General features: G+C 72.9%; 18 protein-coding genes. 6 read left to right on the forward strand and 12 right to left on the reverse strand.

The window, feature by feature from the left end; all coding sequences use genetic code 11:
• Positions 1-222: 222 nt before the first annotated feature.
• Together ACZ5OX_RS12905 and ACZ5OX_RS12910 are read left to right on the forward strand one after the other, a co-directional pair.
• Complete coding sequence (locus ACZ5OX_RS12905) at positions 223-2,343, forward strand: DUF362 domain-containing protein (protein WP_465629939.1); 2,121 nt, start codon at positions 223-225, stop codon at positions 2,341-2,343.
• On the forward strand, positions 2,340-3,419 hold the full coding sequence (locus tag ACZ5OX_RS12910; RefSeq protein WP_465629940.1) for an NAD-dependent epimerase/dehydratase family protein: 1,080 nt from the start codon (positions 2,340-2,342) through the stop codon (positions 3,417-3,419). Before ACZ5OX_RS12905 ends, ACZ5OX_RS12910 begins: the two co-directional genes overlap by 4 nt.
• 3 nt (positions 3,420-3,422) lie before the next feature.
• Here ACZ5OX_RS12910 and ACZ5OX_RS12915 read toward each other — a convergent pair whose 3' ends face one another.
• Both ACZ5OX_RS12915 and ACZ5OX_RS12920 read right to left on the reverse strand, forming a co-directional pair.
• Complete coding sequence (locus tag ACZ5OX_RS12915; protein ID WP_465629941.1) at positions 3,423-3,941, reverse strand: hypothetical protein; 519 nt, start codon at positions 3,939-3,941, stop codon at positions 3,423-3,425.
• Between the two features lie 9 nt (positions 3,942-3,950).
• The gene (locus ACZ5OX_RS12920; protein ID WP_465629942.1) at positions 3,951-5,192 is read right to left on the reverse strand and encodes a hypothetical protein; all 1,242 of its coding nucleotides are present in this window, start codon (positions 5,190-5,192) and stop codon (positions 3,951-3,953) included.
• Between the two features lie 265 nt (positions 5,193-5,457).
• Between ACZ5OX_RS12920 and ACZ5OX_RS12925 the strand changes: the two genes are divergently transcribed.
• Positions 5,458-5,964 carry a hypothetical protein gene (locus ACZ5OX_RS12925; RefSeq protein ID WP_465629943.1) on the forward strand — a complete coding sequence of 169 codons (507 nt, stop codon included), beginning with the start codon at positions 5,458-5,460 and terminating at the stop codon, positions 5,962-5,964.
• A gap of 131 nt (positions 5,965-6,095) precedes the next feature.
• Here the strand turns inward: ACZ5OX_RS12925 and ACZ5OX_RS12930 are convergent, their stop codons facing one another.
• From ACZ5OX_RS12930 to ACZ5OX_RS12945, 4 genes are all read right to left on the reverse strand, one after another.
• A complete protein-coding gene (locus ACZ5OX_RS12930) occupies positions 6,096-7,214 on the reverse strand; it encodes a basic secretory protein-like protein (protein WP_465629944.1) in 1,119 nt (372 codons plus the stop codon).
• A gap of 225 nt (positions 7,215-7,439) precedes the next feature.
• Positions 7,440-8,192 carry a phosphotransferase family protein gene (locus ACZ5OX_RS12935; RefSeq protein ID WP_465629945.1) on the reverse strand — a complete coding sequence of 251 codons (753 nt, stop codon included), beginning with the start codon at positions 8,190-8,192 and terminating at the stop codon, positions 7,440-7,442.
• Between the two features lie 101 nt (positions 8,193-8,293).
• Positions 8,294-9,319: a HEAT repeat domain-containing protein gene (locus ACZ5OX_RS12940; protein WP_465629946.1), complete on the reverse strand. Its 1,026-nt coding sequence runs from the start codon at positions 9,317-9,319 to the stop codon at positions 8,294-8,296.
• Between the two features lie 361 nt (positions 9,320-9,680).
• The gene (locus ACZ5OX_RS12945; RefSeq protein WP_465629947.1) at positions 9,681-10,274 is read right to left on the reverse strand and encodes a DUF4291 domain-containing protein; all 594 of its coding nucleotides are present in this window, start codon (positions 10,272-10,274) and stop codon (positions 9,681-9,683) included.
• A gap of 267 nt (positions 10,275-10,541) precedes the next feature.
• Here ACZ5OX_RS12945 and ACZ5OX_RS12950 point away from each other — a divergent pair, with 267 nt between their 5' ends.
• Positions 10,542-11,459 (forward strand): hypothetical protein, encoded by a 918-nt coding sequence (locus tag ACZ5OX_RS12950; protein WP_465629948.1) that lies wholly within the window; start codon positions 10,542-10,544, stop codon positions 11,457-11,459.
• Positions 11,460-11,580: 121 nt separating this feature from the next.
• On the opposite strand, the gene ACZ5OX_RS12955 is transcribed toward ACZ5OX_RS12950, so the two are convergent.
• The 5 genes from ACZ5OX_RS12955 to ACZ5OX_RS12975 form a co-directional block, all read right to left on the reverse strand.
• Positions 11,581-13,017: a serine/threonine-protein kinase gene (locus tag ACZ5OX_RS12955; protein ID WP_465629949.1), complete on the reverse strand. Its 1,437-nt coding sequence runs from the start codon at positions 13,015-13,017 to the stop codon at positions 11,581-11,583.
• An 11-nt stretch (positions 13,018-13,028) separates the two neighbouring features.
• The gene (locus ACZ5OX_RS12960; RefSeq protein ID WP_465629950.1) at positions 13,029-13,796 is read right to left on the reverse strand and encodes a serine/threonine protein kinase; all 768 of its coding nucleotides are present in this window, start codon (positions 13,794-13,796) and stop codon (positions 13,029-13,031) included.
• A 489-nt stretch (positions 13,797-14,285) separates the two neighbouring features.
• A complete protein-coding gene (locus tag ACZ5OX_RS12965; RefSeq protein ID WP_465630135.1) occupies positions 14,286-15,671 on the reverse strand; it encodes a DUF8189 domain-containing protein in 1,386 nt (461 codons plus the stop codon).
• A gap of 59 nt (positions 15,672-15,730) precedes the next feature.
• Positions 15,731-17,296, reverse strand: coding sequence for a DUF8189 domain-containing protein (locus tag ACZ5OX_RS12970; RefSeq protein WP_465629951.1), 1,566 nt, complete (start codon positions 17,294-17,296; stop codon positions 15,731-15,733).
• A gap of 11 nt (positions 17,297-17,307) precedes the next feature.
• Positions 17,308-18,291: an alpha/beta hydrolase gene (locus ACZ5OX_RS12975; protein WP_465629952.1), complete on the reverse strand. Its 984-nt coding sequence runs from the start codon at positions 18,289-18,291 to the stop codon at positions 17,308-17,310.
• Between the two features lie 661 nt (positions 18,292-18,952).
• On the opposite strand from ACZ5OX_RS12975, the gene pepN reads away from it, so the two are divergent.
• On the forward strand, positions 18,953-21,442 hold the full coding sequence (gene pepN, locus ACZ5OX_RS12980; protein WP_465629953.1) for an aminopeptidase N: 2,490 nt from the start codon (positions 18,953-18,955) through the stop codon (positions 21,440-21,442).
• 151 nt (positions 21,443-21,593) lie between these two features.
• On the opposite strand, the gene ACZ5OX_RS12985 is transcribed toward pepN, so the two are convergent.
• A complete protein-coding gene (locus ACZ5OX_RS12985; RefSeq protein ID WP_465629954.1) occupies positions 21,594-21,974 on the reverse strand; it encodes a hypothetical protein in 381 nt (126 codons plus the stop codon).
• A 419-nt stretch (positions 21,975-22,393) separates the two neighbouring features.
• Between ACZ5OX_RS12985 and ACZ5OX_RS12990 the strand changes: the two genes are divergently transcribed.
• Positions 22,394-25,099 carry a glycosyl hydrolase gene (locus ACZ5OX_RS12990; protein WP_465629955.1) on the forward strand — a complete coding sequence of 902 codons (2,706 nt, stop codon included), beginning with the start codon at positions 22,394-22,396 and terminating at the stop codon, positions 25,097-25,099.
• The last annotated feature ends 108 nt before the right edge of the window (positions 25,100-25,207 follow it).

Below are 25,207 nucleotides of genomic sequence, written 5' to 3' on the forward strand. Positions count from 1 at the left end.
TCCGACTGTGCCCCGGTCTGTTCGGTTGCCCGCTGATTTCCGACGGCCCGGCGCCTGAAGCCGGCCCGGCGCCAGAGGCCGGCCCGGGAACACGAGCGCGCCCCGCCCCGCTATCCGCCCCCGGGCAGTAGCATCCCTTTCGACCTCTTTGGGATGCTTTCCGGTGAATCGGTGACGGCCCGGCCGTGCGCGGGAGGACCGTCCGCCGGCGTTGGGGGAGATGTGACCGTCGTCGCCGCCGTGGCCCGCTCCACCCGGGGCCGACCGCTGACCGCCACCGACCTGCTGGCGGACGCCGTAGCCCGGGCCGGGCTCTGGGAACTGCTCGCGGAACGGGCGCACGGCGCTCCGGAGACGGTCCCGGTACTGCTGACCCCGGGCGCGTCCGCGTACGGCGATCCGGCGACCGCGGTCAGCGCCGCCCTGGTGGAGCACCTGATCGACCTGCTGCACGACCGCGGCTACCGCGACGTCAACGTCGGCGCCGCCCGCTGCGGCCCCGAAACCTGGCTGTCCGGCCCCGGGCTCGGCCAGGCCTGCCGTCGGCTCGGCTACGGCGGACGCACCCCGCAGGGCAACGCCTACCGCCTCGTGGACCTCTCCGAGGACGTCGAGCCGGCCGACTTCCCCGACAGCGCCGTCCTGCACGGCAGCGGCATGGCCCGCGGCTGGCTGGAGGCGGGCTTCCGGATCAACATCGCCAAGAACAGCACCCACCACGAGTTCGGCTACGCCCTGTGCCTGGCCAACCTGTTCGGCGTGCTCCCCCAGACCGACAAGCACCACCACTACCGCGCCCGGCGCGACGGCGCCGAGGTCATCGTCGACCTGCTGCGCTCCTACCCGCCCGACTTCCACCTCATCGACGCCGTGGTGAGCAGCCACGGCTGCGCCGGCTCGCAGGTCGGCCGGCCGCTGCGGACGGACACCGTGATCGCCGCGCCCGACGGCGTGCTCGCGGACGTGGTCGGGTCCCTGTTGATGGGCGTCGACCCCGTCTCCTCACCGCTCAACGCCCGCGTGCTCGGTGACCGAGGACTGCCGGACGCGTACCGGATCGACGGAGACCTCACGCCCTACCGGGGGTGGCGCAACCCGCCGCGGTCCCTGGTCGAGGCGGTGCGCCGACTCGCTCCGGACGGATCGGCACACCGACTGTTCACCGTCGCCGCCTGGCGCGTCGCCCCGAACGCCGGAGAGGTCACCGACCCCGCGCTCGCCCGGCTCTCCCGCCTCCTCACCTCGCTGATCCGCGCGGCGGACACCAACCCGGCGGCCGCCGCCACCCTGTGCGCGATGGTCGGCGCGACGGCCTCGGCCTCCTCCGCCGTCCGCGCCTGGCGGACCGGGAACGCCAAGGACGGTCTGCGGCACCGGGACGTCTCCCTCGGCGTCGACCCCGCCGCCTACACCCACGAGGACTTCGACCGGATCACCGATCTCCTGCGGCCGCTGGAGACGGTCATCGACGCACTGCCCCCGGACGCCTGGCAGATGCGCTGGCAACACGTCGGCCACTCGATCCTGTTCGGCTGCGAACGCACCGTCAACGCCCCCTACCGGGAGTTCGTCCGACGCGTCGACATCAGCCGGTCCATCAGCCACATGACCGACTACCTGGGCGGACGGCTCCACGTGGTGACCCGCGACGCCCAGGGCCGCCCCACCCGCCAGATCGAACGCAACCTGTACCTGGCGCAGCCGAACTACCTGGCGTACTACGGCGGCCCGCCCATCGACGTCTGCAAGCTGGAGTCGGTGGACTACCGGGAACAGCGGCAGCGGATCTCCTGGCGCACCGTCCGCAGCCCCAACGGCTCCGCCGAGTACGACGACGGCTCGGTGACCTTCCTCCCCGCCGCCGACGGCGACCGCACCCGGATCGTGATCCGGGTCCGCCAGCGGTTCACCCTGCCGCTGACCTGGCAGGTGATCCGCCCCGACACCCGGCCCAGACTCAGGGACCCCCTCGTCCAGGACTCCTACCAGCGCTTCTTCACCCGCACCCTGGACAACTTCGAGGCCCAGTACGAGGGCCGCCCCTACCGGATCGGCCGGCCCTGGGAGGAGTACGACGACCTGGAGGCCGCCGAACTGCCCACCCGGCGGCTGACCGAGGCCGCCCGGATGGTGCGCACCGTCGCCGCCCAGGCCCTGACCGTGCCGACCCCGCCCGGACGCCTGGGGCCGGACGGCTTCTGGCACGTCACGCCGGGCGACATCCCCACCCGCTCCCCCCTGCTGGACGAGTTCCGCGAGTCGCTGCGCCCCGCCGTGGCCGGCTTCTGGCAGGGCCTGCGCGAGGCCGCCGCCCGGGACCGGCGGTCGAGGCAAGCCCCGTGAGGGCCTGCGTCACCGGCGCCAGCGGGCTCGTCGGGTCCCAGGTGGTGCGCACGCTGCGCGCCGCCGGCCACGAGGCGCGGGCACTGGTGCGCCGCAGCAGCGACCTCCGCCAGCTGCACGGCCTGGACGTGCCGCTGGTCAACGCGGACCTGCGCGACCCGCTCACCCTGCGGCCCGCGTTCGAGGACTGCGACACGGTCTTCCACTGCGCCGCCGTGTTCGCCTACTGGGACACCAGCCGGGAGGAACTGGCCCGCGCCAACGTCGAGGGCACCTGCGAGGTGCTGCGGGCGGCGGCCGAGGCCGGGGTCCGGCGGGTCGTGGTCACCTCCTCCTCCATCACCTGCGGCTCCTCGGGCGGACCGGTCGCCCGGGACGAGGAGTGGCTGCCCGGAGAGGAGTACCTGCCGGACTACTTCGTCACCAAGCTGGAGCAGGAGCGGACGGCGTTCGCCCTGGGCACCGAACTCGGCCTGGAGGTGGTGGCGGCCTGCCCGACCATCGTGGTCGGCGGGCCCGACTGGCGGCTGGTGCCCAGCAACGCGCTGATCACCCGGTACCTGGCCGACTCGCTGCGCACCACCTATCCGGGAGGCTGCAACATCGTCTCCGTCCGGGACGTCGCGGCCGGCCACGTGCTGCTCGCCGAGCGCGGCCTGCCCGGGGAGCGGTACCTGCTCGGCGGCGAGAACTGGGCCTGGCGGACCATCCACCAGACCGTCTCCGAGCTGTGCGGAACCCGCGGACCGTGGGCCACCGCCAGCCACACCGGCGCGTACCTGGCGGCGACGCTGGGGGAGATCCGCGCGGTGCTGACCGCCCGGGCCCCGGCGACCACCCGGGCGGAGGCCCGGACCATGGGGCGCTTCTACTGGTACCGGCACGACAAGGCCGCGGGACTCGGCTACCGGCCGAGGCCCGCGCGACAGGCGCTGGTCGAGGCGCTCGGCTGGCTGCTCACCAGCCCGCACCTGTCGGACCGGGTCAGGTCCGGGCTGCGGCCGCACCCGGAGGTGACGGCCGCGCGGGAGCTGCTGCCCCGGCCGCTGGAGGACGGGGAGGCGGCGGAGGGCTGACCGTCACTGCTTGGTGCTCCTGGGCCGGGAGGGCTTGGAGGCGGTTCCGGCGCCGTTCGTGTCACCGTCCGTGCCGCCGTCCGTGTCACCGTTCGTGCCGGCGCCCGGGTCAGCGGCCGTGTCGCCGCCCGGGTCGGCGTCCGGGGCACCGCCCGGGCCGCCCCCGGCCGCCGCGTCACCGTCCGTGGCGGGATCGACGTCGCGTCCTCGCAGGATCCTGCGGAGTTGGTCGCGCAGGCGCTGTTCGTGCTCCCAGGTCACCTCCGCGACCCGCTGGGCGTAGTCGATGCCGAGTCCGCTCAGCTCCTGGGCGAACCTCAGGTCCTCGTCGGCGACGAACTTCCAGAACTCGGTGTAGACCTCCCCCCAGGCGACCTTGCCGGTGGCCAGTCCGGTGGTCAGCTCCGCCCAGTCGCCCCACATCGTGGTCTGGAGCTCGGCGATCGTGGTCGCGGTGGACCGGAGGTTCTCCCAGCCCGCCCGGAGTTCGTCGTTCAGCTGCTCGGGGGTCTCGGGGCTCATGGCCACTCCTCAGTTCGGGTTCCCGGCATCGGCCGGCCGGGGGCTCAGCAGCGTGCTGTGGTGGAACCCCAGACGGGGGTCGGTCCAGACGGGCAGGTCGGGGACGTGGGTGCGCAGCTCCGGCATCGCGACCCGCAGCCGTACGGTGTTGGCCGGGTAGTCGTACACGGTGATCGTGTTGAGTCCCCGGTTGGCGGTGAACAGCAGGGACTGGTCGGCGGAGAGCTGGCAGGCGTAGACCCCGTCGACGAGCGTGCCGCGGGTGACCCGCAGGGCCCCGACGAAGTGCTTGCTGCTCGGGCCGGGCGAGCCCCGGGTGAAGGCGTCGGTGACCTGCCGCGCCGCCTGTCGCGCGGAGCGCAACTGGGCTGCCAGGCGCGGACGTTCGTCGATCACCCGGTACGAGGCGAAGTCGGCGAGGTCGATCATGACGATGGTGCCGCTGCCGCCGTTGCAGTAGATCAGCTCGCGGTCGGAGACACAGACGTCGGAGTTGATGTGCGCGGGGAAGGACTGGCCGGCGGCCCAGTGCCGCAGGATCTGCCCGGTCTCGGCGTCGATCTCGTACACGTACTCCTTGAAGTAGGCCATGGCCCACTCGTGCCAGTCCCGGCCCTCCTGGGGCAGGACGCGGAAGGAGAGCGCGTAGAAGCGCTCGTCGCTCGGGTGGCAGGCCACGTGCCAGCAGGTCGTCGGCAGCCGCACCCGCCGGGCGACGCGCTTCTCCAGGTCGAAGATGCCGACCTCGGCGGCCTCGCCCCGGCCCGGGTGGTCCATGCCGCCGTAGACGAGGTAGCGGCCGGATGCGGTGCGCTTCATGGCGTGCGGGAGCTTGAGCAGGTGGTCGCCGATGCGCTGGGCCTCGGTGGGGCGGTCGAGGTCCACCAGCCAGAAGCCGTCGCCGATCGCGGTGATGCCGTGGGTGCCGTCCAGCCACACCATGTGGGTGCTGCTCTTGATGGCCGCGTCGGGGGGTTCGAACCGCAGGGTGGAGACGCGTTCGCTCTCGTCCAGGGACTGCACGTCGTAGAAGAGCAGTTGCTGGCCCGCGTTGCCGAGGAACCCGAACCGGCGGTCCGGGGTGATGCTGACGGCGTGGCCGCCGGAGACGCCGTCGTAGTACTGGACCCGGTACGCGTACTCGCCGCTGTCCGGGTCGTAGCGGAAGACGCAGACGCCGGCGGCGCCCTCCAGGCCGTTCATGCCGTTCCCGTCCAGGGCGATGTGGAAGGCGTACGGGTAGGTTCCCATCTGATACCTGGCCTCCACTGATCATCGTACGAGCGGCACGGTTTGATCGCATGCGTTCCGTGTGGAGCACGATCGCCAGGTTCGTCGACGAATGCTCGGCCTTGGCGTTCATCGATTGTGACACGGCGACCGTTCGCCGGGCCCGGTTGAAACGGGTGGGCGATCGGTGTGTACGGACCCGATGGACGGGTAGCCGCGCGGTGACGGAGGGCGACCCTCCGCCCGGTCGAGAAAACCCGATGCGCAGAAAGGCAGATGGATCTCCATGATGCCCACGGAAACGACGGCCACACTGGCGCCGGAGGAAGCGACCGGCTTGGCCAAGGCCCCGGCGACCGCTGTGGCGAGCAGGCAGGAAAGCGCTCCCGTCGGCCCCGCCGGCAAGAAGGGCTTCCACATCTTCACCATCACGCTGGGTGTGGAGCCGCGCAACGGTGAATACAAGCCGGGCGTGCTGACCTACAAGCTCACCGCTCCGACCGGCTGGAAATGGATCGATTGGGGGAGCTACTACTACTACGACGAAGAGAAATTCGCGGCCACCGTGCCCAAGGTGCTCTCGACGAGTATCGACGGCAAGGTGCTGTCCTTCAGTCTCGACAGTCACCTGAACACGAGCACGACCGACGCGACCCGCCTCTGCTTCACCGTCATGGCCGATCCGGAGGCCGGGATCAAGGGCAACACGTACAGCGACGGGAAGGTGACGGTCACCGGGAGCGGGAAGCTGCTTCCCGCGGACATCAAGCTCTACGGCATCATCGCCTCGTAGCCCGCGCGACCAGCGGTGTGCTCGGCTCGGCGGTGCGAGTCCTCGCCGGATCCGCACCGCCGAGTGCGCGCCGCGACCGGGGTGTCGCCGAGCATCGACCTGGATGATGTCCCCTCCGGTGCCCTCGGGCGCTACTTCGGCATCTCGTTCCAGAGCTGCTGCGCGCTCTTCCCGGTGAGCTGGACCCAGAGCTGCTCGCTGTACTCGGTGGTGTTCAGCAGGTGCGCCAGGTCGGGCCTGCCGTAGGTCTTCGAGATGTGGTCGATGAAACGGGCGGTGGCCTGGTAGCCGCTGTCGTAGCTGGTGTCCGGGTCGAAGTGCTGGGCGCCGGTGCCGGGTTGGAAGTTGTAGTCGCGCACCCAGTCCGCGAGGCCCTCGCCCAGCCACCACGGGCGGTCCGTCGGATTGTCGGCGACCGCGACGTGGACGGCCTCGTGGACCAGGAAGCCGGTGTCGCCCTTGTTGTCCCGGGTGTAGCCGATGTTGACGTGGATCTCCTTGACGCCGGTGGCGGGGTTCGTCCAGGCGTACGCGGGGTGGTCGGTCAGCGCCGGGTCCATGATGATCTTGAAGTGGGCGGGGGCCTTGAAGGCTCCCCTGATGATCAGGTCGGAGATCGCCGGGTAGTAGTCCGCGACGGTCTTCTTCTGCTGTTCCAGCCACGGGCCGAGGTCCGGGGCCTGTGAGTAGTCGAGGTCGATGGCCGGGCGGTCGGTGGTCGGTGGTGTGGTGATGCCGCTGCGGTCGAGGTTCCAGGACTGCGTCGGATCACCCGGGTCGCAGGCGGCCAGTGTGGCGTTCAGGTCCCTGTCGCGGGTGAGGCAGAGGCCGTTGTCCGAGACGCTGTGCAGCCGCCAGGCCCGGCCGCCGCCCGCCGAGGTGTTCTCCAGCCACCACCGCTGGTTGGCCGTGCCGACGTAGTTCCGGGCCCCGACGGTGTTCCCGCCCCGGTCGCGGTCGAGCGCGATGTCGGTGCCGGGCGCCCTGACCGACCAGGTGCCCTGGCCCTCGTCCCGGAACGTCCAGGACTGCCGGGCGGAGGACTGGTCGGACTCGCGGACCGCCACGTTGAGGCCGTTGTCGCGGCTGTCCCACTGGAGGGCACCGCCCGCGTAGTTGGACATGCGGTAGGCGGCGCCGCTGGTCGGCAGCGACTCGGCCGCGCCGGCGGTCCCGGCACCGAAGGCCGTCCCGGACACGACGGTCGCGGCGGACAGGACGACGGCGGCGGCCGTACGACGGGTGATCATCTCTGGGCTCTCCTCTCGGGCCGGCTCCCCTCTTGGAACCGGCCCGAGGTGATGCCACCTGGTCGGGGTGTACACGACGTCGACGGCCCGTGGACGGACGCGTTGACGGGCAGGTCTTCGCCATGGTCCGGATGCACAGCCGGATGCACAGGAAGTCGGCGGGGCCGACTTCTCACGTTCCCGGCTTCGGGATGTTCCGGGAGCGGCCGGCGGATATCGAGGGCTTCACATCCGGGATCTCAGCACGTCGACCTCACAGCCCGGTGTGTAGGGGTCGAAGCCGTGCCCGATCAGCCAGCGGACCGCCAGCAGGCTGCGCAACGACCACCACGCGTGGATCACGTCGACGTCGACGCCGGTGTCGGTGCCGTAGCCGGCGATGACGTCGTCGAGGTGCTCCTCGTGTCCGAGCGTGAAGGTGGCGAGGTCGTACAGGGCGTCACCCCGGCCCGCCTCGGACCAGTCGATGATGCCCGTGACCTCGTCGCCGTCGACGAAGACGTGCGCGATCTGCAGGTCGCCGTGCGTGAACGCCGGGGGCCACGGCCGGAGTGCGGCCTCGGCGACCCGGCGGTTGCGGGCGACCAGGTCGGCGGGCAGGACGCCGTGCGTCACGAGAGACTCGCACTCGTCGTCGAGTTCCGCCGCCAGCGCGGCGATGCTCCGCCCGGCCCGTCCCGGCCAGGACGGCAGCGGCGCGTCGTGCAGCCTCCGGATGGCGGCGCCCGCCGCGGCCCACGCCGCCGACGACCCGGTCGACGGCCCACCGAGGCGCCCGAGCGTCGTCCCCGGAACCGCGGCGAGCGCGAGCACGGGCGGCTTGCGCCACAGGACCTCCGGGGTCGGCACCGGCGCCAGGGACATCGCCTCGACCTCGACGTCGATGCGCGCCTGGTCGGCGTCCACCTTCAGGAACACGTCGCCGACCCGCAGAGTCGCACGCTCGGAATGGGCGACGACGACTTCGACCTCATCCATGGGCGACCAGTATCCCGGGGAAGGCCGCCGACGTCGCCGGGTTTTCGCCCGCGATGACGCGGCCGACCTCGCCCCGCTGCCGGCACCCTCGTCAGGAGTGCTCAGCGGCCGACGGCCAACGGGTGGTCACCGCCCACCAGTTCGGCCGCCCGCTGGGGATCGCCGCCCGCCCGCGCGAGCAGTGCGGCGACGTCGTAGACCGGTGCGTCGGGGCCGCTGCCGAGGCCGAGGGTCAGGCCGGGTTCGCAGCGGGTCGCCCAGACCGCGGGCGCCAGTTCGGGCCGCAGCTGCTCCAGCGTGCGCACCAGTGTCCAGGCGGCCTCGTCGTGCCGGGCCCTGCGCGCCGGATCGCAGGCGGCGATGGCCTCGGCGACACCGTGGTCGTCCGGGTCGTAGTCCTCCAGGAGCGGCAGCAGTTCGGGGGCGCCCAGGATCTCGGCCGCGCGGAAGGTGAGCACCTCGGCGCCGTCGGGGTCCGCCAGCAGCTCGCGCAGGAGCGCGGCGGCGCGCGGGTCGCGCCGCCGCGCCAGGCCACGGATGCCCTCCGCGCGGGCGTCCGGGTCGGCGTCCCGCGTCCGTTCCCAGAGGGCGGCCCGGACCGCCGGGGTGTCGACCCGGGACTGGAAGCCGAGCGAGAACGTCGCCCAGTCGCGTACGTCCGGGTCCGCGTCCCGGGTGAGGGCGACCAGCGCGCGGACTTCCGGCCCGTCGGGCGGCCCGTCGGCGAAGCCGCCGAGCGCGATGGCCGTCCGCTGCCGCACCTCGGAGTCCTCGTGTTCGGCCAGAGCCACCAGGACGGGTGCGGCACGGGGGTCCTCGGTCTGCTCCAGGGCGTGTGCCAGCGAGCAGAGGACGTCGGGGTCGGACTCCCGAGCGGCCAGGGCGGTCAGGGTGACGGCGACTTCGGCCCGGACGTCCTCGTGGGTGTCGCTCGCGAACCCCAGCAGATCGCAGCCCAGGGCCCGTTCCAGGGGCTGAGGCGACCGGAGCAGGTCGACCGCGCGCGCCACCGCGCCGTGAGCGTCGGTTTCGGCGGCGCGCCGCAGCAGGTCCTCGCTCGTGTGCCGGTCAGGCGCCCCGAGGGCCTGTCCGACCAGCTCTGCCACCGTGTCTCTGCCCATGTCCATCCGGGCAGTCTCGCGCACGGAGCTCACTCGCGCACGGCGGTTTCCGCCCGGCCCGTCAGCTGAGTGCGCGGGAAGTCGGCGGGGTCGACTTCTGGCGCGGTCGAAAGAGCCGACGAGGTGCTCGGCATGAGGGGTCCGCCCCATCGCCGCGATCCAGGAGGGCGAGTTCCCGAGCGGGAACTGACGCCCCCAGGTCGCCCCTTGCATCTGCGACCGCCTCGGGAGCACTCGTCCTCACACGGCGCCGTCGGACAGCCCCGAGGCCCCGCCCGGCAGGGCTGTCCTTGCTCGATTCCACAGCCGGCTCGGAGCCACCGATCCGACAGTTCCGGGTGCCGCCGGTCGCGTTCTCGGTACCGGCTCAGCAACCCAGGTGGGTCAGCAGCGTGTCGCCCGCCGGATACGGTCGTTCGGCGGGAAGCAGTCTCCGCGCGGCGTCCAGGTCCCCGTCCCGCACGTGGGCGTGAATGGTGTGCGCGAGCGCCGTGACGTCGTCGATCGCGACGATCCACTCGTCCGCGTACCGACCAGCCGCCTCGCCGGCGAGGCCGAGCTGGAGTGACCGATGGGCCAGCGGCCGGAGGTGCAGATCCCGTTCGGGATCCCACTGCACCCGGGCCGGGGACCGCTTCAACTCGCGCTTCCAGGAAGCCCGGTCGGAGTGCAGTCCGTGTTCGTAGTGGGACAGGCAACTGTTCTCCAGGGCCCATTCGAAGCCCTCGCGGGTGATCTCGATCGCGAGGACGGTCTCCTGCCCCTCCTTCCGCGCCCACCCGCAGCGGTACATCATCCAGAGGAACGACGGCTTGATCCATGTCATCCGCTCCCTCTTCCACGCCGCCGGAAGCCGACCGTCGCACGGAGCGACTGGACCTTTCCGGCGTGGTCCGCTGACCCGATGACGCGGACGGGTCCACCGCTGGTCGGACGTGTGCCCCTGCTGTCGGCCTGTCACTCGAAGCGGCGAACCCGGCGCGGAGCCGTTACGGGCGCGCCGGTCGGCCGCCGGGCGGACCGGCGGCCGACGGGAGGCCGATCGCAGGCCTTACGGCGGCCCACCGCGCCCCGACCGGAGGCCGATCGGGGCGGCCGAAACCTCGGACGGCGTCCGATCGCTCGTTGACGGTTTCACCCGAAGGGACGACCGCGGACCGGCCGCCGGGTGGCCCCGACCGGTATAGGTGACGTGATCCATCGTTCGGAGACCACCTGCGAGGGGCCCATGACCGATCCGACCGACACGTCGTCAAGGACGGCAGCCGAGAAGCCGCCCGCCGCCTACGCCCCCAGGGTGGCCCTGATCCGGGGCGCCATGGAGGTCGGCGAAACGGTTCTCGCCGCTCGCCTGGCCGAGGAGCTCCATCAGCACGTCGCCCTGGAGCGCGGTGCCACGCACCCGGAGGCGCTGCGCGCGCAGGAGGTGCGGGCGTACGTCGCGGCGGTCGGCGGGGACCCAGGCCTGGCGGCCGACCTGTTCACCGGGACCGCCACCGCGTGGGCCGACCAGGGGGCGTCCGAGCAGTGGGCGGCTTCACGCAACGCGGAGGTCTGCCGGCGCCGGGTGGAACTGCTGGAGTCCGAGCCCTCGGCGGACGCCGGCGCCGGGCGTCCGCCCCTCTGCCCGTCCCCGGTCCGGGCGTTCGGGCGTGGCGCCGTCGTCGCGGTCGTGCTGGCGACGGCGCTGCTCTCGGGGGCGGCGGACGCCGGCCCGCGGGCCTACCTCGGAATGGGCCCGCGACCGGCACTCGACGACCAGCCGGTCGCCCCCGCCGTCGTGGGGGCCCTGAAGCACTCCGCGCCGTCGCCCTCCCCGGCGCCGGTCCCCGCGCCGCCCCCGCCGGAGCCGACGGCCGCGGAGCCCGTCCCCACGCCGGACGCCGCGCCCACCGACGAGCAGGAAACCCCGGCCGCCGAGCCGGGTGAGGACGGCGCCCGGCCGGGTCAGCGACCGCACTTCCCGGGCGCTCACCACCGACCGCGGCCCGCCCCCTCCGCCGCTCGGCCGCCCGGCCAGGCCGCCACCGCCGACCCGGACCCCTGCGCCGCCGCCCGCGCCTACGGCGGCCAGTTCCTCGGTTCCCTCGTCGAGCTCTGCCAACGCGCCGCCGGAGCGGCCGGCAGGCGGTCACCCGCTCCCTGACCCCCGTCCTCCGGAGGGGGAGGTTCGTCCGCTGCTCGGTGACGGCGGCGCCGTCGAGCCCGAGCAGCGGGGCACCCCCAACGCGGGCCGGCCGAGGGGAGGGTGGCCCGGTCGGCGGCGCTCACGGGCAGCGGAGCAGGGCGGGGCGGTCCCTGGTGCGGACGGCGGGGAGCCAGGCGGTGGTGGAGGAGCCCGGCAGACGGATGCGGTACCAGAGCGTGGAGGTGAGGTCCTCCTCGTTGATGACGGGGAGGCCGGTGGGCAGTTGGCAGTCGGCGTCGAGGGTGTCGTCGTGCCAGACCCGCTCGGGGACGACGTTGTCGGCGGTGTAGGGGCGCAGGGGGTCGACGGCGAGGCCGAGGCTGCACTGGGGGTCGCGGTCGGTGCGGTCCTGGCAGCCGCGTTCGGCGTTGAAGACCCGCACGTGGGCGGGTCGTCCGGACGGTCCCGGGTGCGGCCACAGGGCGGTGACGGTGGCGGCGGCCGTGGCACAGGAGGCCAGGGCCAGCAGGGCGGTGCGCGGGCGAGGACGCCGGTACGGGCGGCGGGGGCGGTGCGGGCGCCGGTCGGGGCGATGGGCGCGGATGCGGCCGAGCAGGCTCTCCGCGGTGTGCGGGGCGCGGGCGGCGTGGCTGGGGGCGAGGCAGTCGGCGGCCAGGGCGCGCCAGAACGGGGGGACGGCCGCGGCCAGCCGCAGGGCGGCGCGGCCTTCCGCGTACTGCTGGGCGGCGGCGCAGCGGGCGGTGGGGGTGGTGCCGGGGAACGGTCGGCCGCCGGCGGTGAAGACCTCGTGGATCACGATGCCGAGCGCCCAGATGTCGGCGGTGGTACGGACCTTGACGCCGTGTTCGCCCAGCGGCTCCCGCCAGCGCTCCGGCGGGAGGTAGTCGGGGGTGCCCATCGGGGCGCCGTGGCCGTGGGTGCCGGTGAGTTCGATGGCGAGGCCGAAGTCGGAGAGCCGGACCTCGCCGTCGGCGCCGATGAGGACGTTCTCCGGTTTCAGGTCGGTGTGGACCCAGCCGGAGCGGTGCAGGTGGGCCAGGCCCTCGCAGATGCCGGTGACGATCCGGGCGCCCTCGGCCTCGTCGACGCCGGTGGCGAGCAGGTCGCGCAGGGTGCACCGGGCGCGCTCCATGACCAGGACGATCGCGCCGTCGAGCGAGGGCTGGTCGGGGGCGGCCAGGACGAGGGTGTCGAGCAGCCGTACCAGCCGGGGGTGCGGGACGGTGCGGGCCAACTCGGCTTCGCGCCGGGCGGCTTCGGCGACCTGGCGGGCCTGGCGGGGGGCGAGTCCGGCGGTCGGCAGCACCTTGAGGGCGACGGTGTCGTCCGGCTCGTCGTTCCCGCGGTCGGTCCGGTGGTCGTTCCCGCGGTCGGTCCCGCCCTCGGTCCGGTGGTCGCTCCGGTGGTCGCTCCGGTGGTCGGTCCGTCGGGCGGCGTACACCGTGGCCCAGGCGCCCTCGCCGATCGGCCCGGTGACGGTCCACTCGCCGACCCTATGGCCGGCCGGCAGCAGTTCCTCGCTGTCCACGGGGAAGGCCGGGGGGTCCTGCAGCATCGCCGCCCTCCCTACCGTCCGGACCGGCCGGGTCCGGGGCCAGGGCTCGGCAGGAGCGCGAGGTGCTCCTCGCGAACGATGCCGAACTTCAGGGCGATCCCCACGACGGCCTCACGCTTGCCGCCGCGGCGGTCCGCTCGGTCGCCGTCGGGCAGGTCGATGCGGAGCTTCTCGTCGGCGAGGTAGTCGAGGTGCGAGCTGACCGCGCGGGCGGTGAGCCGGGCGCAGGCGGGGTGGCCGTGCAGCCGTGCGACCACCTGCGGGGTGGTGGGAACGGCGGCGGGGGAGTGGTCGCGCAGCCACGGCTCGCAGAGCGCGACCAGGACCAGGAAGTAGGTGGCGGTCTCGTCCAGCGAGTACGCCGTCATGGTTCGGCTCTCCCGGGAGCCGCCGCGGGTGTCCGGGTCCAGGTAGACGTGGTCGGGTGCGAACACCTGGAAGGACAGCGGGGTTTCCCGCCGGGATGGCAGCACCACGCGGGAGAACTCGAAGGGGATCGGAGCGCCGACCCGTCGTGGTGGCACCCGCAGGTACTCGCCGGCGCCCTCCGGGTTCTCCACCAGGTAGGCGTGGGTGTTGCTGAGGTTGCTCAACTGCCAGTGGTCGTCGGTGGCGTGGATCTCACCGGCCAGCCGTGAGACCGACTCGTCGCCGAGCCGCAGCTCCACCGGGGTGTGGGCGGATCCGCGGCCGAAGCGCGCCCGCTCTCCTGGGCCGAGCCGCAAGGTCACCGGGGTGTCGCCGTTCCCCGCCGGCAGGTGGACGACGATCCCGCTCACCGTTGCCCCGTCCCGCGCACCGCGCCTCCGTCCCCGCGCACCGTCCTCGCACACCGTCCCCCGTGCCGTGCCGGCTCAGGTCGGACGGACGAACGGTACCTCTTCGCGTACGACAATAAACCGGAGCCGCACGCTACTTGACAAGGTGGCAGCGGAGTGCACGGGTGTTCGGTCAGGGCATCGGCGCCCCCCGGGGTCAGGGCATCGGCGCCCCCCGGGGTCAGGGCATCGGCGCCCCCCGGGGTCAGGGCATCGGCGTGCCGACGGTCAGGGCATCGGCGCCCCCGAACGCGGCGGTGCCGCCGGGCGGTCGCCGAAGGCGGCCCACGGCCGCCGGCCGCCGCCGACCCACGGGTGGGGTCCGGCGGCGGCCGGCGGATGCCACTGGCGCGGTACGGCCCGCGAGCGGGAGCACGAGTGCTCCCGCTCCGGCCGCCCACAGCAGGCCGCGCCTGCCGATGGGGTGCATCGCTGTGCTCCAGGGCGTTGTCAGGGCACGGCGGGTCCGGGGGTGGTGTTCAGCCAGGCCCAGTCGGACCAGGTGGAGAATCCGGTCTGCCAGCGGTGGTGGACCCCGTCGGTGTTGGAGCCGAACACCTCGATCCGGCCGTCCGCGTTGCCCGCCGCGGCGATCTCGGTGCCGCCGGTGCCGAAGGTGTTCCACTGGCCGTACGGCGCGTTGACGCCGGTCTGCCAGATGTGCTGCGCGGTGCTGCCGTTGATGGCGAAGACCTCCACCCTGCCGTCCGGCGAACGCTCACTGGTCAGCTGGGAGTCGGCGGGGCCGCCGGTCGGGTCCCAGCCGGACCAACTGGTGGGGTTGGTCTGGTACTTGTGGTAGACGCCGGCGGGTCCTGAAGCGAAGACTTCGAGGCGTCCGTCCTGGTTGTGGCTGACGGTGAGGTCGTGGCCGCCGGTGCCGAAGTCCTCCCAGGGGGACCAGGCGCCGTTGACGGCGGTCTGCCACTGGTGCTGCGCAGTGCTGCCGTTGAGGGCGAAGACTTCGAGTCGGCCGTCGGGGGCCTTGCCGAGTTCGATCTCGCTGTTGGCAGGGCCCCCGCCCGTGGGGTCCCAGCCGGACCAGCCGCCGTTGGGTGCCGTCTGGTAGCGGTGGTGGATGCCGACCGGTCCTGAGGCGAAGACCTCGAGGCGGCCGTCCTGGTTGGAGCCGACGGCGATGTCGTGGCCTCCGGTGCCGAAGTCCTCCCAGCCGGACCAGGCGCCGGAAGGCTGGAGTTGGTAGCGGTGTTGGAAGGTGCTCCCGTTGATGGCGAACACCTCCAACCTGCCGTCCGCGTTGGAGCCGACGGCGAGTTCCGCGCCGCCCGGGCCGCCGAGGTTCTCCCACTCCGACCACCCGCCGTTGATCGCGGTCTGCCAGGCGTGGGAGACGCCGTTCGCCCCGGCGGCGAAGACCTCGAGACGTCCGTCCGCCGACCGGGCCGAGACCACTCGCCCGGACTCCGCCGGATACACCACGGGCGCCGGACCGGGTTCGTGGTGGCCGAGCCGGTCCACGGCGGCCCGCGCCGCGTCCATGTACCGAAGGTGCGCGCCCGCGGCGTAGGTCGACCACTGGTGCCAGTCGATGCCCTGGTTGGAGATGCGGTAGGCCTCGTTGGCGTTGCACTGGGCGTCGTAGGCGCAGGCGTCCGTGACCTCGCTGTGCCAGTAGTCGTTGATCTCCCACAGACCGCGGTCGGTGGACTGCGGGCTGTTGCCCTGGACGTTGGACGCCAGCGGGTTGCAGCTGGACTCGGCCATGCCGACGGCGATCGCGGTCACCAGGGCGCCGCCGCGGAAGCCCGCGGTGTAGCCGACCTCGGCGCACAGGTCGATGCCGGTGGCGGCGGGCGCGGGCGTGGCGCCGACCATCAGGCCCGCTGCCACGCCCAGCGAGGTGAGCGCGGACAGCAGGGGGAGGTGCGCTCTGGTCACCGGGTGGCTCCTCGACTGACGGCGGGTCCGGGTGTGGTGTTCAGCCAGGCCCAGTCGGACCAGGTGGAGAATCCGGTCTGCCACTTGTGGTGGACCCCGTCGGTGTTGGAGGCGAAGACCTCGATCCGGCCGTCGGCGTTGGTGGCGGAGCCGATCTCGGTGCCGCCGGTGCCGAAGGTGTCCCACTGGCCGTACGGGGCGTTGAGGCCGGTCTGCCAGATGTGCTGCGCGGTGCTGCCGTTGATGGCGAAGACCTCGACCCGGCCGTCCGCGGTCTGCCGGCTGGTGAGCCGGGAGTCGGCGGGGCCGCCGGTGGGGTCCCAGCCGGACCAACTGGTGGGGTTGGTCTGGTACTTGTGGTAGACGCCGGCGGGTCCTGAGGCGAAGACTTCGAGGCGTCCGTCCTGGTTGTGGCTGACGGTGAGGTCGTGGCCGCCGGTGCCGAAGTCCTCCCAGGGGGACCAGGCGCCGTTGACGCTGGTCTGCCACTGGTGCTGCGCAGTGCTGCCGTTGAGGGCGAAGACTTCGAGTCGGCCGTCGGGGGCCTTGCCGAGCTCGATCTCGCTGTCGGCGGGTCCCCCGCCCGTGGGGTCCCAGCCGGACCAGCCGCCGTTGGGCGCGGTCTGGTAGCGGTGGTAGATGCCGACCGGTCCTGAGGCGAAGACTTCGAGTCGGCCGTCGTGGTTGGAGCCGACGGCGATGTCGTGGCCTCCGGTGCCGAAGTCCTCCCAGCCGGACCAGGCGCCGGAAGGTTGGAGTTTGTAGCGGTGCTGGAAGGTGCCACCGTTGATGGCGAACACCTCCAACCTGCCGTCCGCGTTGGGCCCGACCGCCAGCTCCGCGCCGCCCGGGCCGCCGAGGTTCTCCCACTCCGACCACCCGCCGTTGATCGCGGTCTGCCAGGCGTGGGAGACGCCGTTCGCCCCGGCGGCGAAGACCTCCAGGCGTCCGTCCGCCGACCGCGCCGAGACCACCCGGCCGGACTCCGCCGGATACACCAACGGGGCGGGGCTCGGGCCGCTTCCGGGAACGCAGGGCACGGTGACACCGCGCTCCGTGAGGTACGGCTCCGGGTCGGTGCGCACGGACGCGTCCGGGTCGGCCCAGACCCGCAGGTGCAGGTGCGGGCCGGTGGCTTCGCCCTCGCTGCCCATCAGCGCGATCTGCTGGCCGGCCGTCACGTGGTCGCCGGCGGCCACGTCCCGTTCGTACATGTGCCCGTACTCGGTGATGGTCCCGTCCGGGTGCAGGATCCGGATCCACTGGCCGTAGCCCTGGGCCGTGCCGGAGATCAGCACCTGGCCGTCGCCGACCGCGTAGATCGGTGTGCCGTAGTCGTTGGCGATGTCGATGCCGTTGTGCCCAGCGGAGTAGTGCTGGGAGACCTGGCCGCGGGCCGGGCAGGCCGCCGCGAACCCGGCGGCCGTGGCGGCCCGGGCGACAGGGGCCGTGGCGGGAGCGGACATGGCGGGAGCCGCCACGGCGGAGGCTGCCGGCACGGTGAACGGCAGCAACAGGGCGGCGACCGCGGCCAGGGCAGGCCGCGAGAAGCGGGAGATCATCGGAGCGCCCCTCACGCCTTGCGGAGCCGGTCGATGATGCCGTCGATGTCGCGCCGGAACATGTAGTCGCGGATGAAGTGACCGCCCGGCTCCTCGTGGGCCTCGTACGGGATGCCCGCACCGTCCAACAGGGCGCGGAACTCCCGCTGGCCGGCCAGCACCGCGGTCTCGTTGAAGGTGTCGAAGGGGTTGGTCGGGTCGGGGCTGGTCCCGGCGACCAGGAAGATCCGCTTGTTGCGGTAGCTCTCCAGGCGCTCGACCGGGTTGTCGGCGGTCACCCTCGCCTGGTCCCACAGCGGCGCGCCGTAGATGGTGCCGCCGGCCAGGTCCTTGGCGGCGGCGGACACGTTGGCCCAGTGCACGACCGCGCCGTTGTCGCGGCGCAGGCTGGCCGGGCCGGAGTGGGCGCTGACCGAGGCGAAGTGGCCCCAGTACTTGGCGGCGTACTTCAGGGCGCCGAAGCCGCCCATGGAGAATCCGGCCACGGCGCGGCCGTCGTACTCGGCGTAGGTGCGGAAGTTGGCGTCGACCCAGGGGATCAGCTGGTTGATGTGGAAGCTCTCCCAGTTGCGGGGGCCGACGTTGGTGCCGACCGGGTTGGAGTACCAGCCGGCCTGCCCGCCGTCGGGCATCACGACGATCAGCGGCTTGCCGATGGTCCAGTCGCGGACGCCCTGGTGGTCGAACTCGATGAAGTCCTGGAGGCCGCCGTGCAGCAGGTAGAGCACGGGGTAGGTGCGTCCGCTCGTGTGGTAGTCGTCGGGGAGCAGCACGTTGACGGCGGGCTGCCAGCCGATCTCGGCGGTCGCGAAGCGGTAGTACCACATCCGGGCGTCGCCCTCGTTGCGGTCGGTGATGTGCAGCCCGAAGCCGTCGTCGGCCGCGCGGGCCGCCGAAGCCGTCGCGAGGACGCTCGCGCCGCCGAGCGCCAACGCGGCGCCGAGCCCGCCGGCGGACTTGAGGATGCTCCTGCGGGTGGGGTGGTTCGCGGTCACCGTGACCTCCAGAAGGCGCGTGACGGCGGCCCGTCCGGACCGCCGGATGTCCGACGGTTCGGACGGTAGCCACCCGCCGCAGGGCACGGAACCCGGAACCATACGGACTGACAACGGCGCGTCCGGACAAGGAGACTAGTGCGTTCCCGGCGCTGCGGGTGGCGACGACGGGGCGGCAGCCCGGCGAAGCCGGTGGGGTCTCTTCGACGGCTGCCGACGGCCCTTCCCGGACAGCGTCGAGGGAGGCCGCCGGGTAGCCCTGCGCCGCGCAGCGGGGCCGGTGCGGAGGTGGGCCCAGGAGGCGTCCACAGGGTGCCGGGGATCTCGCCGAGGGTGAGGCGAGGGTGAATTCGCGTTCGAGGACGCCGTCGTCGGGGCGCTGCTCGGAGGTGAAGTGCACGGTCGTGCCATTCGGGAGTGCTCAGAGACGGCGCTCCCGGACGACGACCCATCGGCCGACCGTGACCCCGGAGGGGATACCCATGCCGATACCGCGTTCACGGGTACCACCTCCTCGTTCTTTCACACGGCCTCCGGCAAAGTGGCAGTCGTCACCGCGATCCGCCGAACGGTGTTCGCGCGGCGCCGTGGCGGGACGTCACGAAGCCCGGAGCCGAAAAGCCCGTACCGTTCGCCCCTTGGATGGAGCAGCATGGCCCCTGTGTCCGATACCTCAGTACTCACTCGCGCCGAGGCCGTCGAGCGCCACCGGCTGCTCGACGTCCACACCGTCCACGTCGACCTCGACCTGACCCGCGGACGGGAGCTGTTCGGCTCCACCACGGTGATCCGCTTCGGCTGCGCCACCCCGGGCGCCGGGACGTTCCTGGACGTCAAGCCGGCCACCCTGCACCGGGTGGCGCTGAACGGCCGCGAACTGGACGTCGCCGCCCTGCGGGCCGGGCGCTTCCCGCTGACCGACCTGGCGGCCGACAACGAGCTCACCGTCGAGGCCGACATGGTCTACTCGCACACCGGCGAGGGCATGCACCGCTTCACCGACCCCGCCGACGGCGAGGACTACGTCTACACCCAGTCCTTCCTCGACGACGGCCCGCGGGTGTTCGCGTCCTTCGACCAGCCCGACCTCAAGGCGCGGTACACGGTGTCCGTCACCGCGCCGCAGCAGTGGACCGTGGTCGGCAACAGCCTGGGCCGCCAGGTCTCGCCCGGCCGCTGGGAGTTCGCGCCCACCCCGGCGATCAGCAGCTACCTGGTCTCCGTGGTGGCCGGCCCGCTGCACTCGGTGCGCGCCGAGCACGACGGGATCCCGCTCGGCCTGCACTGCCGCCGCTCGCTCGCCGCCCACCTGGACGCCGACGTCGACGAGCTGCTGGAGATCACCCGACAGGGCTTCGACCACTACCACCGGGTCTTCCGGCACCGGTACCCCTTCGACAGCTACGACCAGTGTTTCGTACCGGAGTTCAACGCCGGCGCGATGGAGAACCCGGGCTGCGTCACCCTGCGCGACGAGTTCGTCTTCCGGTCCGCCGTGCCCGACACCAAGCGCGAGGAGCGCGCCATGGTGGTCATCCACGAGATGGCGCACATGTGGTTCGGCGACCTGGTCACCATGAAGTGGTGGGACGACCTGTGGCTGAACGAGTCCTTCGCCGAGTACATGGCCTACAGCGTCACCGCCTCCTCCACCCGCTTCACCAGCGCCTGGACCGGCTTCGCCGCCAACCGCAAGACCTGGGGCTACGACGCCGACCAGCGCCCCTCCACCCACCCGGTGGCACCCGGCACGGTGGACGACACCGCCCAGGCGCTGCAGAACTTCGACGGCATCTCCTACGCCAAGGGCGCCGCCGCACTGCGCCAACTGGTCGCCTGGCTCGGCGAGGAGGCCTTCCTGGCCGGAGTCAACGACTACTTCGACGAGCACGCCTTCGGCAACGCCACCCTCGACGACCTGCTCCGGGCCCTGGCGGCGACGAGCGGCCGCGACGTCCACGGCTGGGCCGACCGCTGGCTGCGCACCACCGGTGTGGACACCCTGCGGCTGACCGACGGCCGGATCGAGCAGACCTCGGCCGACGGCACGCTGCGCCCGCACCAGCTGACCGTGGCCCACTACCGGCGCACCGCCGAGGGAGCCCTGGAGCAGGCCGACCGCGTGTCGGTCGACCTGGCGGCCGGTGCCACCGTCACGCCGCCGGCCGGTGCCGAGCTGACCCTGCTCAACGACACCGACCTCACCTTCGCCAAGATCCGCCTCGACCCCGGCTCCTGGCAGGCCGTGCGCTCCTCGCTCGGCGCCGTGCCCGAGGAGCTGGCCCGGGCGGTGCTCTGGAGCGCCGCCCGGGACCAGGTGCGCGACGGGGAGCTGGCGCCCGGCGAGTACCTGCGGCTGGTCGCCGACCACCTGCCCGGCGAGACCTCGGTGCACCTGGTGGACGCGGTGCTCTCCTTCGCCCGCGACTTCGTGGTGGACTGCGCGCTGCCGCCGTCCGGGCGCCCGCAGGCCCTGGCCGGACTGGCCCAGGTCTGCCGCACCCTGCTGCGACGCACCGAGGGCGAGCCGGGCCGCACCGATCTGCGCCTGGTGACCGTGCGCGGCGTGATCGCCACCGCCGACGGCGAGTCACAGGCCGCCGAGCTGCGCGACTGGCTGGCGGCCGGCACGGTACCCGGCGGGCCGGTGCTCGACCCGGACCTGCGCTGGCAGCTGCTGCTGCGGCTGTGCGTGCTCGGTGCGGTGGGTGAGCCGGAGATCGCCGCCGAACTCGCCGCCGACCCCAGCAGCACCAGCCAGGAGGGCGCCGCCCGCTGCCGTGCCGCACTGCCCGACCCCGCGGCCAAGGAGGCCGCCTGGCAGGCGCTGTTCCACGGCGAGCTCTCCAACTACCTGGCCATCGCCACCGCCCGGGGGCTGTGGCAGCCCGAGCAGGCCGACCTGCTGGAGGAGCTGACCGCGCGCTACTTCAAGGAGCTGGGGCCGGCCGCCGGCCGCCGCGGCCCCGCGCTGGCCCGGGTGCTCACCACGGCGGGCTTCCCGGCCTTCGCCGCCACCGAGCAGACGGTGCGGGCGGCCGAGGCCTGCCTGGCCGACCCGGACCTCACCGCGGCGACCCGGCGCGGACTGGTGGACCAGCTGGACACGCTGCGCCGCGCCGTCCGGGCACGGGCGCTGACCGAGCGGTAGCACCGGGGCGACGGCCGCGGCCGCGGTCGCGGCCGCGACCGGAGCCGGAGCCGGAGCCGGAGCCGCTGCCGCCGGAGCCGGTGCCGGGTCGGGAACCGAACCCGATCCGGCACCGGCACCGGCTCCAACCCCCTCCCGCCCGCCGGAGGCCTCAGCAGCTCTCCTCGATGTAGAGGAGGGTCAGGAGGCCGTCCGCGGAGGCGAACTCGTAGGGGTGGTAGCTCGGTGCCTCGTCCGCGTGCAGCCGGTCCTTGATCTCGTGCCAGGCCGCGAGCCGGTCGGCCGCCGGCACGTGGCGGAAGTGTCCGCCGGCGCCCTCTCCCACGATCAGCACGTCCGCCTGGGTCGCCAGACGCCTGGCGAGGTTGCGGTGGAGCGGACCGCGGACCTTGCGCCACAGCCGGCCGTCGTCGTCGGTGAACTCCGTACGGCCGGCCGGGGACGGAATGCCTTCGCCGTACCAGTACTCGACCGGCGGCAGCGCGGCCGTGATCTCGGCCATGGTCTCGGGACGTTGGCGTTTCTTGGGCATGGCCCAACTCTCCCAAGTCTTCGAGTTCCGGACAACGTGCCGGTGTGAGGCCCCGGGCAGGCCGGCGGGCCCTCGGTTCAGACGTCGGTCCCGAGGCCACCGTCGCCCTCGCCACGATCACCGCCCGCTGGAGCCTGGAACACCTGCCCGGCCAGGGGAAGCTCCGCCCCGTCCTGGGAGCGTCCTTCGGACCGGACGACCTCCGGATGCGGGCAACGCCCCGGCGGGGGTGACGGAGAAGCAGTTCCCGGTCGGCGCCCTGTCATACGGTGAATGCAACAAGCCTTCAACAGTAATGCTTTTAATAACTCGTTATGTCGCCGACCTTCCTCAGCGACGGCAGACCCGCAAGGCTTCGCTCTGTTTCCGCCGGAACGCGCGACCGCGCCGCCGGCGCCGTACGGGGAGGACCCACCATCGTGCCCAAGAGGCAACACCGACGGCTGCTGCTGCCCGCCGTCACCCTGACCGTGCTCGGGCTGACCAGCACCCAGGCCCTCGCCGCGCCCGCCGTCGAGCCCGGGCCGCGTCCGCACCAGGCCCAGCACCAGGCCGAGATCGGGCAGAAGCACGCGAAGAAGGTCCGGGGCCAGGCGGCTGCCTCCGGCCCGTCGTTCAGCGCCAAGGCCGAGGCCCCCGGGGAGGACGGGGGCGACGAGGCGGAGAACTCCGCCGAGGGCACCGCGCAGTACACCGAGGCCCGCACCGCCCCCGGCGTGGTCGCGCCGGGCGCCTACGGCGCGGCCTGGGCGCAGCTGCAGTCGATGCCGCACACCGGCGGCAACTGGGACCACGTCACCGACAAGCCGTACGACTCCGACGACCCGCGCTACCGGGACGTCAACTCCAACTCCAGTGGCGGATCCGGGTACGTGACCGGCCGGATCACCGGGATCGCGGCCGACGCCGACGGCTACGTGTACGCGGGCGGCGCCAACGGCGGCGTGTTCCGCTCCCGCACCGGCGGCGGCCAGTGGCAGTCCATCTCGGACAAGCTCCCGTCCCTCTCGACGGGCACCCTGAACCTGGACGGCGGCGGCCGGCTCTGGTACGCCACCGGTGAGTCCAACACCGGCGCGACCTCGTACGTCGGCACCGGCGTGTACGTGCTCGCGGACCCGAAGCGCGGCGAGTTCCAGCCCGGCATGCGGGTCGGCGGCGCCGAGCTGGAGTCCACCGTCATCCACGCGCTGCGCTTCGGCGGCGGCAAGGTGTGGGCGGCCACCAGCCGGGGCGTGTGGAGCCACTCCACGACGGACCTCTCGGGCCCGTGGGTGCTGGAGTTCGCCCCCAACCCCGAGTACCTGCCCGGCGGTTCGAAGGCCGGCGACCCGGCCGCGCCGTACAAGAACATCGCCAACGACATCGCGATCGACCCCAGGGACCCTGGCAAGGTCGTCCTGGCGGTCGGCTGGCGCGGCGGCGACACCTACAACGGCTTCTACGGCAAGGCCGCGGACGGAAGCTGGCAGCGCGTCGGCTCGCTCGGCGACCTTCCGACCGACGCCGCGAACGTCGGCAACGTGACCTTCGCCGCCTCGGCGGACGGCTCCCGCTACTACGCCATCGACCAGTCGCCCGAGGTCGCGGCGACCGACCCCGACACCGGCCTCAAGGGCATCTACGTCTCCAAGTCCGGCTCCCCCTTCGGGCCGTGGACCCAGATCGCGGACAAGGAGAAGCTCAGGAACTCCGGCTCGGCGCTGCAGGACGAGGGCTACCAGCCCGGCATCCAGGCCTGGTACAACCAGTCCCTGCAGGTCGACCCGGCCGACCCGGACCACGTCTACGCGGGCCTGGAGGAGGTCCTGGAGACGAAGAACGGCGGCTCCACCTGGACCGTCCCGGGCCCGTACTGGAACTTCGGCTTCCCGTGCTGGAGCATCGACCCGGCCAAGCAGAGCGGTGACTGCCCGCAGACCACCCACTCCGACCAGCACGCCGTCGCCTTCGGCGCCAACAAGGGCAAGTCCAGTGTGTACGTCGGCAACGACGGTGGCATCTACAGCCGCCCGGTCAACGGCGCGGCGGACGCCTCCGGCCACGCCACGGACTGGAAGTCCCTGGCCGACGGCACCATGGACACCCTGCAGTACTACTCGGTCGGCGTCGGCAAGGACCCGGCGGACCGCTCCGGGCGGGGCGTGATCGTCAGCGGCGGCATGCAGGACAACGGCGAGTCGATCCTGCGCGCCCACGACAAGGTGATGGGCTCCAACTTCGGCGGCGACGGCGCCGACACCATCGTCGACCCGAACAACGGCTGCAACATCGCCGAGGAGTACGTCTACCTCGACATCTGGGTCACCCAGAACTGCGCCGTCAACAACGGCAGTTGGAAGACCGACCCGGCCAAGGCCACCTCGTACGAGGTCGCCCCGCCGGACAAGGACGCCGGCACCGCCCGCTTCATCGCGCCGATCACCGCCGACCCGAAGGACATCGACACCTGGATCGCCGGCGGCCGGCACGTCTGGGTGCAGCACAAGGGCTACGCGATCCGCAGCGGCAGCGAGTGGACCAGCGCCTACGACCTGGGCGCCGGCCACGTCGCCACCGCCGTGGCGACCGTGAACGGGACGGTGTACGCGGGCTGGTGCGGCCCGTGCAACAACGTCGGCTTCAGCCGCGGCATCGCGGTGGGCAAGACCGACGGCACCGGCTGGCACCAGCTCGCCCTGCCGGTCGACGGCACCCTGCCCAACCGCTACATCTCCTCCTTCGCGGTGGACGAGAACGACGCCCAGCACGTCTTCGTCGCCTTCAACGGCTTCTCCCGCACCTGGACCGAGGGCCCCGGCGCCGGTGTCGGCCACCTCTTCGAGACCCGTGACGGCGGCGCCAACTGGACCGACGTCTCGGCCAACCTGCCCGACGTCCCCGCCACCTCGGTCAGGATCCTGCCCAACGGCGGCCTCGTCCTCGGCGGCGACCTCGCCGCCTTCTACCGCGCACCGGGCACCACCGACTGGCGGGTCCTCGGCCGCAACCTGCCCACCACCGCGGTGCAGCAGTTGAAGACCGGCCCTGACGGCAAGCTCTACGCCGCCACCTTCGGCCGCGGCATCTGGTCCTTCGACCTGCGCCGCCTCGGCCACGGCCGCTACGACGAGACGGACGGCTGACCGGCCGCACCCTCCCTGTCCGCCGCTGCCCGGCCCGCTCCGTACGAGCGGGCCGGGCAGCGGCGTTCGCGCACGGCGCCGGGCGGGTGAGCGGGGGCCGGTCAGGAT

Source organism: Kitasatospora sp. NPDC032121 (assembly GCF_055580145.1).